10 protein-coding genes are annotated in these 17410 nt (G+C 70.6%); 6 read left to right on the top strand and 4 right to left on the bottom strand.

Translation table 11 applies throughout. The annotated features are described in order from the left end of the window. Positions 1-215: 215 nt before the first annotated feature. Positions 216-3026 (top strand): preprotein translocase subunit SecA, encoded by a 2811-nt coding sequence (gene secA, locus AC07DS_RS36555; protein ID WP_479152463.1) that lies wholly within the window; start codon positions 216-218, stop codon positions 3024-3026. A gap of 96 nt (positions 3027-3122) precedes the next feature. Here secA and AC07DS_RS36550 read toward each other — a convergent pair whose 3' ends face one another. Then, positions 3123-3608, bottom strand: coding sequence for an Rv3235 family protein (locus AC07DS_RS36550; protein ID WP_479152461.1), 486 nt, complete (start codon positions 3606-3608; stop codon positions 3123-3125). A 291-nt stretch (positions 3609-3899) separates the two neighbouring features. Here AC07DS_RS36550 and AC07DS_RS36545 point away from each other — a divergent pair, with 291 nt between their 5' ends. Together AC07DS_RS36545 and AC07DS_RS36540 are read left to right on the top strand one after the other, a co-directional pair. After that, positions 3900-4412 (top strand): DUF6912 family protein, encoded by a 513-nt coding sequence (locus AC07DS_RS36545; RefSeq protein WP_479152457.1) that lies wholly within the window; start codon positions 3900-3902, stop codon positions 4410-4412. A 59-nt stretch (positions 4413-4471) separates the two neighbouring features. Next, on the top strand, positions 4472-5140 hold the full coding sequence (locus AC07DS_RS36540) for an HAD family hydrolase (protein ID WP_479152454.1): 669 nt from the start codon (positions 4472-4474) through the stop codon (positions 5138-5140). A 24-nt stretch (positions 5141-5164) separates the two neighbouring features. On the opposite strand, the gene AC07DS_RS36535 is transcribed toward AC07DS_RS36540, so the two are convergent. Beyond that, positions 5165-5731 (bottom strand): DJ-1/PfpI family protein, encoded by a 567-nt coding sequence (locus AC07DS_RS36535; protein ID WP_479152451.1) that lies wholly within the window; start codon positions 5729-5731, stop codon positions 5165-5167. A 588-nt stretch (positions 5732-6319) separates the two neighbouring features. Here AC07DS_RS36535 and AC07DS_RS36530 point away from each other — a divergent pair. The 3 genes from AC07DS_RS36530 to AC07DS_RS36520 all read left to right on the top strand — a co-directional run bounded on the left by AC07DS_RS36530 (position 6320) and on the right by AC07DS_RS36520 (position 13406). Then, the gene (locus AC07DS_RS36530) at positions 6320-11281 is read left to right on the top strand and encodes an NAD-glutamate dehydrogenase (protein ID WP_479152447.1); all 4962 of its coding nucleotides are present in this window, start codon (positions 6320-6322) and stop codon (positions 11279-11281) included. A 159-nt stretch (positions 11282-11440) separates the two neighbouring features. After that, positions 11441-11914: a GtrA family protein gene (locus tag AC07DS_RS36525; RefSeq protein WP_479152445.1), complete on the top strand. Its 474-nt coding sequence runs from the start codon at positions 11441-11443 to the stop codon at positions 11912-11914. Next, entirely contained in the window at positions 11895-13406 is a 1512-nt protein-coding gene (locus tag AC07DS_RS36520; protein WP_479152443.1) for a hypothetical protein, read from the top strand. The genes AC07DS_RS36525 and AC07DS_RS36520 overlap by 20 nt, the downstream gene beginning before the upstream one ends. 110 nt (positions 13407-13516) lie before the next feature. On the opposite strand, the gene AC07DS_RS36515 is transcribed toward AC07DS_RS36520, so the two are convergent. Next, positions 13517-15181 carry a glycosyltransferase family 2 protein gene (locus AC07DS_RS36515; RefSeq protein WP_479152441.1) on the bottom strand — a complete coding sequence of 555 codons (1665 nt, stop codon included), beginning with the start codon at positions 15179-15181 and terminating at the stop codon, positions 13517-13519. Next, entirely contained in the window at positions 15178-17373 is a 2196-nt protein-coding gene (locus tag AC07DS_RS36510) for a CDP-glycerol glycerophosphotransferase family protein (RefSeq protein WP_479152438.1), read from the bottom strand. Before AC07DS_RS36510 ends, AC07DS_RS36515 begins: the two co-directional genes overlap by 4 nt. Positions 17374-17410: the final 37 nt, after the last annotated feature.

Below are 17410 nucleotides of genomic sequence, written 5' to 3'. Positions count from 1 at the left end.
CTTTTCGCCGTGTGTGAGCGGGTGATCACACTTCGCGCAATTCCTTGTCGCGGAGCGGCACTATCCACAGTGCCCGCCCGTTGTCCAGGGTGAAGCAGCCGTCGGACCGCCAGGCCTCCCGGCGCGGCCGGGTCCTCGCATACGATGGCCGTTGCTCAGTACGTCAAAAGGAAAACCGACCGTCCCAGGCCCGACCGGCAAGGAGACCAGCCCCCGTGTCCGTCCTCTCGAAGATCATGCGTGCAGGCGAAGGCAAGATCCTGCGCAAGCTGCACCGCATCGCGGACCAGGTCAACTCCATCGAAGAGGACTTCGTCGACCTCTCCGACGCCGAGCTGCGTGCTCTCACCGAGGAGTACAAGCAGCGCTACGCCGATGGTGAGAGCCTGGACGACCTGCTCCCCGAGGCGTTCGCCACCGTCCGCGAGGCCGCCAAGCGCGTCCTCGGCCAGCGGCACTACGACGTGCAGCTGATGGGTGGCGCCGCCCTCCACCTCGGTTACGTGGCCGAGATGAAGACCGGTGAGGGCAAGACCCTCGTCGGCACGCTGCCCGCGTATCTGAACGCCCTCTCCGGCGACGGCGTCCACCTGATCACGGTCAACGACTACCTGGCCGAGCGCGACTCCGAGATGATGGGCCGCGTCCACCGGTTCCTCGGTCTGAGCGTCGGCTGCATCCTCGCCAACATGACGCCGGCCCAGCGCCGCGAGCAGTACGAGTGCGACATCACGTACGGCACGAACAACGAGTTCGGCTTCGACTACCTCCGCGACAACATGGCGTGGTCCCAGGACGAGCTCGTCCAGCGCGGCCACAACTTCGCCATCGTCGACGAGGTCGACTCCATCCTCGTCGACGAGGCCCGTACGCCGCTGATCATCTCCGGCCCGGCCGACCAGGCCACCAAGTGGTACGGCGACTTCGCCAAGCTCGTCACGCGCCTGAAGAAGGGCGAGGCGGGCAACCCGCTCAAGGGCATGGAGGAGACCGGCGACTACGACGTCGACGAGAAGAAGCGCACGGTCGCCATCCACGAGAACGGCGTCGCCAAGGTCGAGGACTGGCTGGGCATCGACAACCTCTACGAGTCGGTGAACACCCCGCTCGTGGGATACCTGAACAACGCCATCAAGGCCAAGGAACTCTTCAAGAAGGACAAGGACTACGTCGTCATCGACGGCGAGGTCATGATCGTCGACGAGCACACCGGCCGTATCCTCGCCGGCCGCCGCTACAACGAGGGCATGCACCAGGCGATCGAGGCGAAGGAAGGGGTGGACATCAAGGACGAGAACCAGACGCTCGCCACGATCACCCTGCAGAACTTCTTCCGCCTCTACGGCAAGCTCTCCGGCATGACCGGTACGGCCATGACCGAGGCCGCCGAGTTCCACCAGATCTACAAGCTCGGCGTGGTCCCGATCCCGACGAACAAGCCGATGGTCCGCAAGGACCAGTCGGACCTGATCTACCGGACCGAGGTGGCCAAGTTCGAGGCGGTCGTCGACGACATCGCCGAGAAGCACGAGAAGGGCCAGCCGATCCTCGTCGGCACGACGTCGGTCGAGAAGTCGGAGTACCTCTCCCAGCAGCTCAGCAAGCGCGGCATCCAGCACGAGGTGCTGAACGCCAAGCACCACGAGCGCGAGGCCTCGATCGTCGCCCAGGCCGGCCGCAGGGGCGCCGTGACGGTGGCCACCAACATGGCCGGCCGCGGTACGGACATCAAGCTCGGCGGCAACCCCGAGGACCTCGCCGAGGCGGAGCTGCGCCAGCACGGCCTCGACCCCGAGGAGCACATCGAGGAGTGGGCGCACGCCCTGCCCGCCGCCCTGGAGAAGGCCGAGCAGGCGGTCAAGGCCGAGAAGGACGAGGTCGAGGAGCTCGGCGGCCTCTACGTCCTCGGTACCGAGCGGCACGAGTCGCGGCGTATCGACAACCAGCTGCGCGGTCGTTCCGGCCGTCAGGGCGACCCGGGCGAGTCCCGCTTCTACCTGTCGCTGGGCGACGACCTGATGCGCCTGTTCAAGGCCCAGATGGTCGAGCGCGTGATGGCGATGGCGAACGTGCCGGACGACGTGCCGATCGAGAACAAGATGGTCACGCGCGCGATCGCGTCCGCGCAGTCGCAGGTCGAACAGCAGAACTTCGAGACGCGTAAGAACGTCCTGAAGTACGACGAGGTGCTCAACCGGCAGCGCGAGGTCATCTACGGCGAGCGCCGTCGCGTCCTGGAGGGCGAGGACCTGCACGAGCAGGTGCAGCACTTCACGGACGACACGATCGACGCGTACGTCGGCGCGGAGACCGCCGAGGGCTTCCCCGAGGACTGGGACCTGGACCGGCTGTGGGGCGCCTTCAAGCAGCTCTACCCGGTGAAGGTCACCATCGACGAGCTGGAGGAGGCGGCCGGTGACCGGGCCGGTCTGACCGCCGAGTTCATCTCCGAGTCCATCAAGGACGACATCCGCGAGCAGTACGAGGCGCGCGAGGCCCAGCTCGGCTCCGAGATCATGCGTGAGCTGGAGCGGCGGGTCGTGCTGTCGGTCCTCGACCGCAAGTGGCGTGAGCACCTCTACGAGATGGACTACCTCCAGGAGGGCATCGGCCTGCGCGCGATGGCTCAGAAGGACCCGCTGATCGAGTACCAGCGCGAGGGCTTCGACATGTTCACCGCGATGATGGAGGGCATCAAGGAGGAGTCCGTCGGCTACCTGTTCAACCTGGAGGTCCAGGTCGAGCAGCAGGTCGAGGAGGTCCCGGTCGAGGAGGCCCAGCCGGTGGCGGAGGGCGTCCAGGACACGGTGCCGGCGCAGGCGGGTGCGCGTCCGGAGATCCGGGCCAAGGGGCTCGACGTTCCGCAGCGGCGGGATCTGCACTTCTCCGCGCCCACCGTGGACGGTGAGGGCGGCATCCTGGAGCGCGACCTCGAGGACGACGAGCCGGTGCGCTCCGAGTCGGACGGGCTGACGCGTGCGGAGCGCCGTCGGCAGGCCAAGGGCGGGCGGCGCCGCAAGAAGTAAGGCGCGGCGCATCAGCCGTTGAACGAGGGCCGGGTCTCCTGTCGGGGGCCCGGCCCTTGGCTTGTCGTGCGGCTGCCCCCGGCTGTGCGGGGCTCGTCACACCTCGTCGGCGTGGGGGCGGCTCGGGATGCCGAGTTCCACCGCCGTGCAGCGCCAGCGGAGGTCCGGGCCCTGTTCGAGGCGGAAGGCCATCGCACGGCGTTGGTCGCCGGCGGCGATGCGGGCGAAGACCTCGAGGGCGCCGGCGCGGGCCACGTAGTAGCCGATGTCGTCCACGACCGGGCGGGTGCCGTGGGTGCGCAGGGGGCCGCGTTCGGCGAGGCGGGCGAGTTCGTCGTAGGCGCGGCCCGCGGTGTGCCGGAGCATCCAGTGAACGGGGCGCTGACCGCTCAGGACGGCCAGCAGACGGTCGGCGAAGAGGTCGGTGGGGCGTGGCTGCGTCATGGCCGTCTCCGGCGTCGTACGGGCCCTGCCGCGGGCGGGGTTGCGGGGCGGTGCGCTGCCGGGGCGGCGGGAGTCGTGGCGGGTCGGCGGGCGGTGCCGCGGGCGGGGCTGGGGCTTGCGGCTCATGACCTTGTTCATCGGGGTCCCCGTTCGGTCGGCCCGGTTGATACCGGGCGGTAACTCGCTGGTGGGGATCTTGTACGGGGGTGGGGACGGCCGTCGCAAGGAAGGCGGGGCGGGTGGCGAGGGGGCGGACGTGTTCACCTATCCGGGTGGTGAGGGGACGGGGAAATCCCGTGGTTGAGCGGCCGGACAGGGTGAGGTCCGGGGCTCCGGGTGGACGCGGTCCGGGGCGTGGGCGGGGACTCGAAAGGGGACGGGCGCACGTATCCTGAAGGCCCGTCGGTGACCAGGAAAGAGCGGCCAGCCATGCGCGTCTACGTCCCCCTGACCCTCCCCGGTCTCGCCGAGGCGCACAAGACCGGTGAGCTGGGGACCGGCCCGTTCGTCGCGTACGCCGTCACGCCCGCGTTGCGTGAGTGGTACCTCTCCGACGACATCGAGGAGCTGGAGTACGCGGCGCTCAGCCGTGCCTCGCTGGCTTCGCTGCGGCTGCTGGCGGCCGATCCGGGTGCCGTACGGCGCCGGGTCGTGGTCGCCGTCGACGTGTCCGACGGCGCCGCCACGGCGGACCCGGACCGCGGGCTCGATCCGGCCGCGCTCGGCGAGGTGACGGTGGCCGGCACGGTGGCGCTCGCGAAGGCGGCGGCCGTGCATGTCGACGCCGACGACGCGGAGGACGAGGTGGCCGCGGCGGCACAGGCGCTGGAGGCGGCCGACGGCGGGGACGACGACGCGCAGTTCGTCGTGGACGGGGCCGACGACCATGAGCTGCTGTGGTTCGCCACCCAGGAGATTCCCAGCCTGGTGCACGGGGGCTGAGCGGGCCCCGGGCCGTCTGCCCGCCCTGATTGTCAGTGGGGGCGGGTACGGTTTTCGGCATGGGGATGCACGGAAGCGCGCACATCGTCTGGGACTGGAACGGGACCCTGTTCCACGACAATGACGCGATCATCGGGGCGACGAACGCGGCCTTCGCCGAGCTGGGACTGGCGCCGATCACGCTGGAGCAGTACCGCGCGCTGTACTGCGTGCCGGTGCCGAAGTTCTACGAGCGGTTGCTAGGGCGGCTGCCCACGGAAGCCGAGTGGGAGCAGATGGACGGGGTCTTCCACCGGTACTACGCGGAGCACCGGGTCCGCTGCGGGCTGACCACGGGCGCGGCCGAGCTGCTCGTGGGATGGCGGTCTGCGGGGCACAGTCAGTCGTTGCTGAGCATGTACGGGCACGAGGAGCTTGTGCCGCTGGTACGGGGCTTCGGGATCGAGCCGCACTTCATACGGGTGGACGGGCGTACGGGGCCGTCCGGTGGCAGCAAGGCCGAGCACATGGTGCGGCACCTCGAGGCGCTGTCCGGGGCGGTCGAGGTGGCGCGGACCGTGGTGATCGGTGATGCCGCGGACGACGCGGTTGCCGCGCGGCACGTGGGGGCGGGAGCCGTGCTGTACACCGGGGGGTCGCACAGCCGGGCCAGCCTGGAGGAGGTCGGGGTTCCGGTCGTGGACACGCTGGCCGAGGCGGTGGCGGAGGCGCAGCGGCTGGCGGCGTGAGCCCCGCCCGATCCTCGCCAGCGCTCAGTTGACCGGCGCCTTGGCCCTGAGCACCTTCAGGAACTCCCGCATCCACGCCGGATGGTCCGGCCAGGCGCGGGAGGAGACCAGGGTGCCGTCGACCACCGCTTCGCTGTCCTCGAAGTGGGCTCCCGCGGTCTGCATGTCCAGTTCCAGGGCCGGGTACGCCGTGACGCGGCGGCCGCGCAGGGTGTCGATCGCGGCGGTCAGCAGAGGGCCGTGGCAGATCTGGGCGACGGGCTTGTCCGCGTCGAAGAAGGCCTTGAGGATCTTGCGCAGTTCGGGGTCGTTGCGCAGGTACTCGGGGGCGCGGCCGCCGGGGATGACGATCGCCGCGTAGTGACCGGGATCCACCTCGGAGAAGGCGAGGTCGGCGGGCCAGGTGTAGCCGGGCTTCTCGGTGTAGGTGTCGAAGCCGGGCTCGAAGTCGTGGACGACGAAGCGGAGCGTCTTGCGGGTGGGAGCCGCGATGTCGACGTCGTAGCCTTCCTCGCGCAGCCGCTGGTAGGGGTAGAGGACTTCCAGGGACTCCGCTGCGTCGCCGGTGATGATGAGGATCTTCGCGGGCATGTCGGCTCCTCCGGGGCGGCACTGTCCCCTCCGCGGGGGACGGGCACTGTTGCAGGCAACGTGCCTTCCCAGGGCGTGCTTGCCAAGAGGGCCCGTCGCTTTCAGGGTGCGTCCGGCGGCGTCCTGGCGCGACCGGATACGCCACTTGTCGCTGCCCCGCCCCTGTGCAGAACGTCAAACTTCGACCCCCTGTTTTGTACACATACGGCTCATGACGGGGCCCGGGTAGGGAGCGATAGCCTTGTGGCGTGATCAGCGCGATATCTCGCGGGGGCGATCCTGCCCCTGCCCTGCGCCCGGGTTGCACGGAACACCTCCGTGACCGGGCGGCGGTCGCTGGTCTTCGCGGGCGGGACGGGGGCGCGGAAGCCCCCAGGACGCCGATGACGGCCCGGGAAGCGGCGGTGCCGAGAGCAGCGTCACATCCGACGGGCGCGCCAACAATGGCCGAATACCCCCCGCTCATCTCACCTCGCGGCATAGCGTCGGATCGGTCCGGAAACCCCGGGCCGTGGCGTCGAGCCGGAGGGGAAGAGACCGTTTTTCCTTCTACGTCACGCAACGGCGCGCGACAGGAGCCAGAGGACAATGCAGACCAAGCTGGACGAAGCCAAGGCCGAGTTGCTCGAACGGGCCGCCCGGGTAGCTGAGAACAGCCCGGTCGGGGGGCACCTACCGACCGGGACGACGGGCGAGGGATCCGCCGGCACTCCCGACACCGAGTCCGTGCTCGCGTTCCTCCAGCGCTACTACCTGCACACCGCCCCGGAAGACTTCGCGGACCGCGACCCGGTCGACGTCTTCGGCGCCGCGGTCTCGCACTACCGGCTCGCCGAGAACCGCCCGCAGGGGACCGCCAACGTCCGGGTGCACACCCCGACGGTGGAGGAGAACGGATGGACCTGCAGCCACACCGTCGTGGAGGTCGTCACCGACGACATGCCCTTCCTCGTCGACTCGGTCACCAATGAGCTGACCCGGCAGGGACGCGGCATCCACGTCGTCATCCACCCGCAGATCGTCGTCCGGCGCGACCTCACCGGCAAGCTCATCGAGGTGCTGCCCACCGCGTCCCTCGGCGCCGGCGACCTCCCGCACGACGCGCACATCGAGTCCTGGATCCACGTCGAGATCGACCGCGGGACGGACCGCGCCGATCTGAAGCAGACCACCGCCGACCTGCTGCGTGTCCTGTCCGACGTCCGCGAGGCCGTCGAGGACTGGGAGAAGATGCGGGACGCGGCGGCCCGGATCGCCGACGAGCTGGTGAGCGAGCCCCGGCCGGCCGACCTTCCCGCGCCCGAGGTCGAGGAGGCCCGCGAACTGCTGCGCTGGCTGTCCAGCGACCACTTCACCTTCCTCGGCTTCCGCGAGTACCAGCTGCGCGAGGACGACACCCTCGCCGCCGTTCCCGGCACCGGCCTCGGCATCCTGCGCTCCGACCCGCACCACGCCGAGGACGACCTGCACCCGGTCAGCCCCTCCTTCGAGCGGCTGCCGGCCGACGCCCGGGCCAAGGCCCGCGAGCACAAGCAGTTGGTGCTGACCAAGGCGAACAGCCGGGCCACCGTGCACCGGCCGTCGTACCTGGACTACGTCGGTGTGAAGAAGTTCGACGCGGACGGCAACGTCGTCGGCGAGCGTCGTTTCCTCGGTCTGTTCTCCTCCGCCGCCTACACCGAGTCCGTGCGCCGGGTCCCGGTCATCCGGCGCAAGGTCGACGAGGTCCTGCAGCGCGCCGGCTTCTCGCCGGAGAGCCACGACGGCCGCGACCTGCTCCAGATCCTGGAGACCTACCCGCGCGACGAGCTGTTCCAGACCCCCGCCGCCGAGCTGCAGGCCATCGCGACGAGCGTCCTGTACCTGCAGGAGCGCCGCCGGCTGCGGCTGTACCTGCGCCAGGACGAGTACGGCCGCTACTACTCGGCCCTCGTGTACCTCCCGCGGGACCGCTACACCACCGGCGTCCGGCTGCGGATCATCGACATCCTGAAGGAGGAGCTCGGCGGCATCAGCGTCGACTTCACCGCCTGGAACACCGAGTCGATCCTGTCCCGGCTGCACTTCGTCGTCCGGGTCCCGCCGGGCACCGAGCTGCCCCAGCTGTCGGAGGCCGACAAGGACCGCATCGAGGCCCGCCTGGTCGAGGCCGCCCGCTCCTGGGCGGACGGGTTCGGCGAGGCGCTGAACGCCGAGTGCGGCGAGGAGCGCGCGGCCGAGCTGCTGCGCCGCTACTACGGCGGCAACTCCTTCCCGGAGGGCTACAAGGCCGACCACAGCCCGCGCGCGGCGGTCGCCGACCTGGTCCACCTGGAGCGGCTCACCGAGGAGAAGGGCAACGACTTCTCGCTCAGCCTGTACGAGCCGGTGGGCGCGGCCCCCGGCGAGCGCCGTTTCAAGATCTACCGCAAGGGCGACGCGGTCTCCCTGTCCGCCGTGCTGCCGGTCCTCAACATGCTCGGCGTCGAGGTCGTGGACGAGCGGCCGTACGAGCTGCGCTGCGCGGACCGCACCGTCGCCTGGATCTACGACTTCGGCCTGCGCCTGCCCAAGGCGCTGGCCGGCCCCAGCGGCGACTACCTCGGCGACGACGGCCGTGAGCGGTTCCAGGAGGCGTTCGCCGCGACCTGGACCGGCCAGGCGGAGAACGACGGCTTCAACTCCCTCGTACTGAGCGCCGGGCTGGACTGGCGGCAGGCGACGGTGCTGCGCGCGTACGCCAAGTACCTGCGGCAGGCCGGCTCCACCTTCAGCCAGGACTACATGGAGGACACCCTCCGCAACAACGTCCACACGACCCGGCTCCTCGTCTCCCTGTTCGAGGCGCGGATGTCCCCGGACCGGCAGAGGGCCGGCCTGGAGATCGTGGATGCCCTGCTGGAGGAGCTGGAGGCGGCCCTGGACCAGGTGGCGAGCCTGGACGAGGACCGTATCCTGCGCTCGTTCCTGACCGTCATCAAGGCGACCCTGCGCACGAACTTCTTCCAGGAGGCGCTCGGCGGCCGGCCGCACGAGTACGTGTCCATGAAGTTCGACCCGCAGGCCATCCCGGACCTGCCCGCGCCGCGCCCGGCGTACGAGATCTGGGTGTACTCGCCGCGTGTCGAGGGTGTGCACCTGCGCTTCGGCAAGGTCGCCCGAGGCGGCCTGCGCTGGTCGGACCGCCGTGAGGACTTCCGTACCGAGATCCTCGGCCTGGTCAAGGCGCAGATGGTGAAGAACACCGTCATCGTGCCGGTCGGCGCCAAGGGCGGCTTCGTCGCCAAGCAGCTGCCGGACCCGGCCGTCGACCGGGACGCATGGCTGGCCGAGGGCATCGCCAGCTACAAGACGTTCATCTCGGCGCTGCTCGACATCACGGACAACATGGTGGCCGGCGAGGTCGTGCCGCCGCAGGACGTGGTCCGGCACGACGGCGACGACACCTACCTGGTGGTCGCGGCCGACAAGGGCACGGCGACGTTCTCCGACATCGCCAACGGGGTCGCCGAGAAGTACAACTTCTGGCTCGGCGACGCCTTCGCCTCCGGCGGCTCGGCCGGCTACGACCACAAGGGCATGGGCATCACCGCGCGCGGCGCCTGGGAGTCCGTGAAGCGGCACTTCCGCGAGCTGGGCGTGGACACGCAGACCGAGGACTTCACGGTCGTCGGCATCGGTGACATGTCCGGTGACGTGTTCGGCAACGGCATGCTGCTGAGCGAGCACATCGGCCTGGTCGCCGCCTTCGACCACCGGCACATCTTCATCGACCCGACGCCGGACGCGGCCACCTCATACGCCGAGCGCCGCCGTCTGTTCGAGCTTCCCCGCTCCAGCTGGGAGGACTACAACACCGAGCTGCTGTCGGCGGGCGGCGGGATCTTCCCGCGCACGGCCAAGGCGATCCCGCTCAACGCGCACATCCGTGAGGCCCTGGGCATCGAGGAGAAGATCTCCAAGATGACCCCGGCCGACCTGATGAAGACGATCCTCCAGGCGCCGGTGGACCTGCTGTGGAACGGCGGCATCGGCACGTACGTGAAGTCGTCGGCGGAGTCCAACGCCGACGTCGGCGACAAGGCCAACGACGCCATCCGCGTCGACGGCGGCGACCTGCGCGTCAAGGTCGTCGGCGAGGGCGGCAACCTGGGCCTGACCCAGCTCGGCCGTATCGAGTTCGCGCTGCAGGGCGGCCGGATCAACACCGACGCGATCGACAACAGCGCCGGTGTGGACACCTCCGACCACGAGGTGAACATCAAGATCCTGCTGAACGGCCTGGTCGCGGACGGCGACATGACCGTCAAGCAGCGCAACAAGCTGCTCGCCGAGATGACCGACGAGGTCGGCGCCCTGGTGCTGCGCAACAACTACGCGCAGAACACGGCGCTCGCCAACGCCCTCGCCCAGTCCAAGGACATGCTGCACGCGCAGCAGCGGTTCATCCGCCACCTGGTGCGCGAGGGCGACCTCGACCGGGCGCTGGAGTTCCTGCCCACCGACCGTCAGATCCGCGAGCGGCTCGGCCAGGGCCAGGGCCTGACCGGTCCGGAGACGGCCGTCCTGCTGGCGTACACGAAGATCACGGTCGCCGAGGAGCTGCTGCACACCTCGCTGCCGGACGACCCGTACCTGCGCACCCTGCTGCACGCGTACTTCCCGACGGCGCTGCGCGAGCGGTTCGCGGACGCGGTCGACAGCCACCCGCTGCGCCGCGAGATCACCACGACCGTGCTGGTCAACGACACGGTCAACACGGGCGGTACGACGTACCTGCACCGCCTGCGCGAGGAGACGGGTGCCTCGCTGGAGGAGATCGTCCGCGCCCAGACCGCGGCCCGCACGATCTTCCGCTCGGCGCCGGTGTGGGACGCGGTCGAAGAGCTGGACAACAAGGTCGACGCGACCGTCCAGACCCGGATCCGGCTGCACTCGCGCCGCCTGGTCGAGCGCGGCACGCGCTGGCTGCTGAACAACCGGCCGCAGCCGCTGCAGCTCGCCGAGACCATGGAGTTCTTCGGCGAGCGGGTCGAGCAGGTCTGGCAGGAGCTGCCCAAGCTGCTGCGCGGTGCGGACCTCGAGTGGTACCAGCACGTGTACGACGAGCTGTCCGCCGTCGGCGTCCCGGACGAGCTGGCCACCCGCGTGGCCGGGTTCTCCTCGGCCTTCCCGGCGCTGGACATCGTCTCGGTGGCCGACCGCACGGGCAAGGAGCCGCTGGACGTCGCCGAGGTCTACTACGACCTCGCCGACCGGCTCAGCATCACGCAGCTGATGGACCGCATCATCGAGCTGCCCCGCGCCGACCGTTGGCAGTCGATGGCCCGCGCCTCCATCCGCGAGGACCTGTACGCGGCCCACTCGGCGCTCACGGCGGACGTCCTCGCGGCCGGCAATGGCGCCTCCAGCCCGGAGCAGCGCTACCAGGCCTGGGAGCAGAAGAACTCGGCGATCCTGGGCCGGGCGCGCTCCACCCTGGAGGAGATCCGCGGTTCGGAATCCTTCGACCTCGCCAACCTGTCGGTGGCGATGCGGACGATGCGGACGCTGCTGCGCACGCATTCGTAGCCGTACGGCGATGAGAGCGCCCCGGGCCGGTCGGGCCCGGGGCGCTCTCATCTTCTCTCCGGCAGATCTCGTGGATCCTTCTTGCCGACCCTTAGGCAAAAACGTGCGGTGAATTTACCGTTTCCTGCTAATCGGTACGTTTCGGATAGGGTCGGCGCTGTGACAGTGAACCTCACCGAGACCCGCCCGGTGGCAACCGCGCCGGCTCCGGCCCGGCCCGTCACGCGTGTCGTGCTGGAAGTCGTGAAATTCGGGGTCGTCGGCGGCAGCGGCGTCCTCGTCAATTTCCTGGTGTTCAACCTGCTGCTGCACGGCCTGCGTTGGCAGGCGATGACCGCGACGGTCCTGGCCAGCTGCATCGCGATGGCGACCAATTACCTGGGCTTCCGCTATTACGCCTATCGCGACCGGGCCTCGCGCTCCCGCCGTCAGATCGTCCTGTTCTTCGTCTTCAGCGGCCTCGGCGTGGTGATGGAAAGCAGCCTGTTCTGGGTCGGTTATCACGGGCTCGAAATGCACAGCGCGTTCGAATCGAATGTGGCGAAGGCGCTGTCGATCGTGCTCGCCTCCGCCTTCCGTTTCCTCGTCTACCGCACCTGGGTGTTCCAGCAGGATGCGCGCCGCGCCGCCTAGCGCCGCGAGCGCGGTGCGGGCGTTGCCGCAGGCCGCCGCCGCGCTGGTACTGGTGCTGATGCTCCTGGTGATCGTCCGCCTGCCCTGGGCGGGCGACCTCGGCATGCACGCGGCCACCGTGCAGCGGCTGCGGCACAGCCTGCTGAACCCCGGGAACCCGCTGGTCGCCGCCGACACACCGAGCCCGTACTACTCGCCGTGGATGCTGCTGCTGGGCTGCCTCGCCAGGATCACCAGCCTGTCGGTGTTCGACGTGCTGCGGATCGGCGCGGTCGTCGGGCTCGGGCTGCTGGCCACCGGGGTGTGGCGGTACGTCCGCACGCTCAGCGCCCACCGTGCGGCGCCCGCCCTGGCGATCCTGAGCCTGCTCTTCCTCTGGGGCCCCCTGCTTTTCAACTGGAGCGGCTTCCTCGGCCTCAACTCGCTCGCGCTGACGGTGGCGTACCCCAGCGTGTTCGCGCTCGGCCTGTCCTTCCACTTCTGGGCCTGGCTCACCCGGGCGCTGCGTGCCGAGAGCCGCTGGGCGGTGTGGCTGGGGCTGGGGCTGCTGTGGGGGCTGATCCTGCTGTGCCACCAGTTCACCGGGGTGGTGGCCTCGCTGGGCGCGCTGGCGATGGTGATCGCGGCACGTCCGGGCCGTGAGGTGCTGCTGCGGCTCGGTGCCGCTCTGGCCCTCGGCGCGGTGCTGCTGTGGCTCTGGCCGTACTACGACTTCTTCTCGCTCTTCTCCGCAGGCGCGGACCTCGAGGCGATCCACCGGCCGCTGTACGACCACCTCGCCGAGCGGTTCGGGCTGGCGCTGCTGGGGGTCGTGGCGCTGGGCCTGCGCGCGCGGCGGGACCGCTGGGATCCCCTCGTCCTCTTCTTCGTGCTCGGTGTGCTGGTGTTCGCCGCCGGCGGGCTGACCGGGCACTACTCGTGGGGCCGAGCCCTGCCGGCCATGCTGATCCCCGCTCAGCTGGCGGCCGCGCTGGAGGCCGTGTCGGCGGGGAAGCGGGCCATGGGGGTACCCCCGCGTGAGCGAAGCCGAACGTGGGGGAGGGCTGGCTGGGCGTGCGCGCTCGGCGCCGCGCTGGCCGTGGGCGCGTGGGCGCAGTCGGGGACGCTCGGGTATGTGGCCGGGCGGGACGCGCTGCCCGGTGCGGTCGCGGCGAAGTACCACACGCCGTGGGTCGGGTATCAGTGGATCACGCCCTGGGTGAAGTACGGGGACGTGGTCATGGCCCGTACGTTTCCGTCCCGGCAGATTCCCGCGTACGGGCCGTACACCGTGGCTCCCGGGTATCCCGATGTGTTCCTGCCGGATGCGGGGAGGCGGGATGCGGCGGTGACGCGGTATTTCGCGGTGGGTACATCCGGCGATGCGCGGCGGGCGATAGTGCGGGAGTACGGGGTGCGCTGGGTCGTGGGCGGCAAGGGGGCCGCGGAGCCGTGGTTGCGGCAGGTCGCCACCGGGCCGGGTGGACAGGTGCTGTACCAGGTGGCGCGCTGACCGGCGCTGTACAGGCGCCGGTCACACAGCCGACGGGGCTGCAACGCACTGGGGGCGCGTGGGAACTGCGCGACCAGCTCCCACGCGCCCGCAGACGGACAACGGCCCCGCTAGCGCAGCACGCTCGCCGCAAGCCTGACCGCGTTGCGGACCTTCGGGCGGGCCACCTTCTGGACCATCGGGCGGATGACGCGGGCCGTGACTCCCACGGGGTGCCAGCGGATCTGCAGGCGACCGGGGTTGCGGCCCTCCGGCTCGATGGTGACGTCGTGCGGGGTGGCGCCGGAGCGGTAGTCGATGCGGGCCGTGACGGCGGGGAAGTCCAGCGGGGCAAGGAGGAGGCCCGAGTGGGCCAGGCCCTGCTGTTCGAGGCGCAGCAGGGGATGGCGTACCCCGGCGAAGCCCTGCACAGGAAGCGGCGCCGTCGAGAGATCCAGGCGGACGCGGCCCTCGAAGACACCCGGGCGGATCGGGTCCAGGCGGAACGGGACCGTCATGCGGCGTCGGCCGGGGGCCACCACCAGACTGGCGCGCTGCGGTCCCACCGGGAGTCGCAGACCGGGGTCGTAGGTGCGGATCGCGAGGGTGAGGGAGGCTCCGGGGCCCGGGACGAGTTCGGTGATCTCGTGGCGGAAGTGGGCGCTGGGGAAGGGGCGGGTGTCCAGCTCCAGGTCGGAGACGTCCAGTTCGTGACGGGCCCGGTCGGCGGCGGGGACGGTGTCGCCCCAGTACGTGGTGCCGGAGTCGTCGGCGGTGACGTGCCTCGGTGCCACGCCGTTGCCCAGACCCCGCGCCGCCTGCTGGGCGTCGGACAGGCGGCCGTCGCGCAGGAGTTGGAGGACCACCCGTTCCGGGCGGGGCAGCCGGGCGAAGGCGCCCTCGGCCAGCGTGTCCAGGTACGGGTTCATGATCTCGGCGAAGGACTCCAGCCACTCGGAGTCCCGGTAGGGCAGGTCGCCCGCGTACATCCGGAAGTCGTGCTTGAGGAACTTGTAGTCCTTGTCCTCCCGCAGGGCCGCGTGCCCGCTCTCCACCAGGAAGTCGTCGATCAGGCGCTGTACGTGCACCCGGTCGCCGACGTTGGAGATCTTGTGTCGCTGGTTGGAGATGGACGCCGACGCGGCGGCCGCGAACGGCTCGATGTACCAGACGTACACCGGGTCCGGGATGATCGTGAACGCCTTGGCCAGGCAGTAGGCCTGCGCCGAGAAGAGCTGGTCCTCGTAGTGGATGCCCTCGGGGAAGCGGAGCCGGTGGCGGTCCAGGAACGCGCGGGCGTACATCTTGCTGGTGGACAGGTGCTCGAACAGCAGCCGGGGGTCGGACTCGATGCCCTCCACGGTGCGGTGCTCGGTCAGCAGGTGGGGCATCCAGGTCGAGTGGCGCCCGCTGTCCACCCGGACCCGGCGGACCGCACCCATCGTGAAGTCCACTTCCCGCTCCCGGTGCGCGGCCAGCAGCAACTCGACTGCGCGCGGCGGGAGTTCGTCGTCACTGTCGAGGAACATCAGGTACGGCGCCCGGGCGATCCCGATGGCCCGGTTGCGCGGGGCGCTGCAGCCGCCGCTGTTCTCCGGCAGGCGCAGGTAGCGGATGCGGTGGTCCTGGGCCGCCAACTCCCTTGCCACTGAAGGCGTCTCGTCGGTGGAGTGGTCGTCGCTGATGACGATCTCGATGTTGGCGTGGGTCTGGGCGCGAAGCGATGCGACCGCCCGGGGGAGACGGGCCGCGTCGTTGTAGACGATGACCGTCACCGTGACGTCGGGGGTCGTCATGCCGTGGCCTCCTCGGGGGTCGGGGCGGGGGTGCGTTCGTCGAGCGGGATCATCGGAGGCAGCGCGTCCTCGGGCTCGCCGAGGAAGACCCGGCGTACGACCCGTTCGGCGGCGCGCCCGTCGTCGTACTCGCAGAACCGGCGCCGGAACGCGGCCCGCGCCTTCGCCGCGCCCTCGTCGCGCCAGGCGCCCGAGAGGAAGATCTCCGCGAGCTCCTCCTGGGTGCGGGCGACCCGGCCGGGCGCCTCGGCCATCAGGTCGAAGTAGACGCCCCGGGTGGTCCGGTACGTCTCCCAGTCGTCGGCGTAGACGACGATCGGGCGGTCCAGGTTGGCGTAGTCGAACATGATCGACGAGTAGTCCGTGACCAGTGCGTCGGCGGCCAGGCACAGCTCCTCGACGGGGTCGTAGGAGGAGACGTCGATGATCCGGCCGGAGCGGCGCAGGCCGGTCAGCGGGGAGGCGGCGCCGCCGTAGAAGTAGTGGGCGCGGACCAGGAGGACCGTGTCCTCGCCGAGGCGGTCGGCGAGCGCTGCGAGGTCGAGCCGGGGGGTGAAGCCGGCCTCGTAGTCGCGGTGGGTGGGGGCGTAGAGGACGGCTGTCCTGCCGGGGGCGATGCCGAGGCGTTCGCGGGCGGCGCGGACGTCGGCGGCCGTGGCGCTGTAGAAGACGTCGTTGCGCGGATAGCCGTAGTCCAGGGAGGTGTAGCGGGCCGGGTAGGCGCGCTCCCACATGCGGGTGGAGTGGCTGTTGGCGCTGACGCTGTAGTCCCACTTGTCGATGCGGGCCAGCAGCGCGGCGAAGTCCAGACCCTTGGCGGCGGCCGGGTGTTCCATCTGGTCCAGGCCCATGCGCTTGAGCGGGGTGCCGTGGTGGGTCTGGAGGTGGATCGCGTCGGGGCGTTTGACCACCGCGTTGGGGAAGTTGACGTTGTTGGTCAGGTACTTGGCGGTGGCCAGGGTCTCCCAGTAGCGGCGGGTGCCGGGGATCACGTGGTCCGTGCCCGGCGGCAGGAGGGCCGCGTTCTCCTTGTTGACCACCCACACCCTGTGGATGTGCGGGGCGAGTTCGGCGAGCTTGGCGGCGATGGCGGCCGGGTTGCAGGAGACCCCGCGCTCCCAGTAGGCCGCGAACACGGCCAGCTCGGGATCGATTGGACGGCCGAGCGCCCTGCGGTACTGCTGGTCGCGGAGCTTCGCGCCCACCTGGCGCTTACGGCTTCGCACGGCCTTCTTCGCGGCCCGGCGGGTGCGGTTGGCGGCCTGGAAGGCGCGGTACTTGGTGTAGGCCCCCTCTTCGAGCAGGGCGTGCCGGACGCCCTCGATGCCGGCCGGACGCTGGTGGCCCTCGGGGCGCCAGCGGACCGCCGCCAGGGAGGCCCGGCGGAAGAACTCGCGGGCCACCGCGTCGGGCAGGTCCTCGCCGGCGAAGGTGCGCACCAGGTCGCGGACCATCAGGTCGTACAGGACCGCCCGGGCGGCGCGGCGGTCCCGGGCGAGCGGGAGCAGCGACTCGTAGCGGTCGATGAGCGCGAAGCGGTGCTCGGAAGAGCGGGGCGGCAGGCTCTCGGGGCGCAGCACACGGTTCTCGTACGCCGCCTGGTTCAGGCAGGCGACACGGCCGGCGTGCAACAGGGCCGCGTGGGCGGCGTACGGCTCGTCGTCGGTGGTGAGCTGCTCCTCGTGCGCCCGCCAGAACTCGGTGCGCAGGGCGCGGGTGCCGAGCAGCGGGGTGAGGCGCAGCAGGTCGGCCGCCTCGTCCAGGGCGAGGTCGGCGCGGCCGGCGCCGCCGAGGAGGCGGCCGTCGCGGGAAGGGGCGGCGGCGGTCTGCCAGGTGGTGGTGACGTGGTCCAGGAGGAGGACGTCCACCGAATCGTCCAGCTCGGCGGTGCGCTCGGCGATCAGCCGGGCCGCGCCGGCGGGCAGGCCGTCCTTGGCGTGCACGAAGTGCAGCCAGCGGCCGGACGCCCGCGCGGCGCCCGCCGTCCGGGCCGCCGCGTCACCGGTTCCTTCCGGCAGGGGCACCACGACCGTCTCGGGAGCGTGACCCTCGGCCGTCTCCCGCGCCCAGGCGCCGACCGAGGCGACGATCACCTCGGCGTCCGGGAGCGGGCGGGCGTCCAGCGAGTCGAGCAGTTCGGTCAGATGCCCCTGGGCGTTCGGCCCGTAGACGATGACACTGAGTTGGGGCATCGCAGGGGACTCCTTCGGCTCGTCGTCTCAGGGAGCA

Source organism: Streptomyces sp. NPDC044064 (assembly GCF_056434245.1).
This window is presented reverse-complemented; position numbering and strand designations above follow the sequence as displayed.

Bases quoted from the DNA above. Each gene is read 5' to 3' on its own strand.
- AC07DS_RS36550 (WP_479152461.1), bottom strand. From the start codon at position 3,608: ATGAACAAGGTCATGAGCCGCAAGCCCCAGCCCCGCCCGCGGCACCGC.
- AC07DS_RS36545 (WP_479152457.1), top strand. From the start codon at position 3,900: ATGCGCGTCTACGTCCCCCTGACCCTCCCCGGTCTCGCCGAGGCGCAC.
- AC07DS_RS36540 (WP_479152454.1), top strand. From the start codon at position 4,472: ATGGGGATGCACGGAAGCGCGCACATCGTCTGGGACTGGAACGGGACC.
- AC07DS_RS36535 (WP_479152451.1), bottom strand. From the start codon at position 5,731: ATGCCCGCGAAGATCCTCATCATCACCGGCGACGCAGCGGAGTCCCTG.
- AC07DS_RS36530 (WP_479152447.1), top strand. From the start codon at position 6,320: ATGCAGACCAAGCTGGACGAAGCCAAGGCCGAGTTGCTCGAACGGGCC.
- AC07DS_RS36520 (WP_479152443.1), top strand. From the start codon at position 11,895: ATGCGCGCCGCGCCGCCTAGCGCCGCGAGCGCGGTGCGGGCGTTGCCG.
- AC07DS_RS36515 (WP_479152441.1), bottom strand. From the start codon at position 15,181: ATGACGACCCCCGACGTCACGGTGACGGTCATCGTCTACAACGACGCG.
- AC07DS_RS36510 (WP_479152438.1), bottom strand. From the start codon at position 17,373: ATGCCCCAACTCAGTGTCATCGTCTACGGGCCGAACGCCCAGGGGCAT.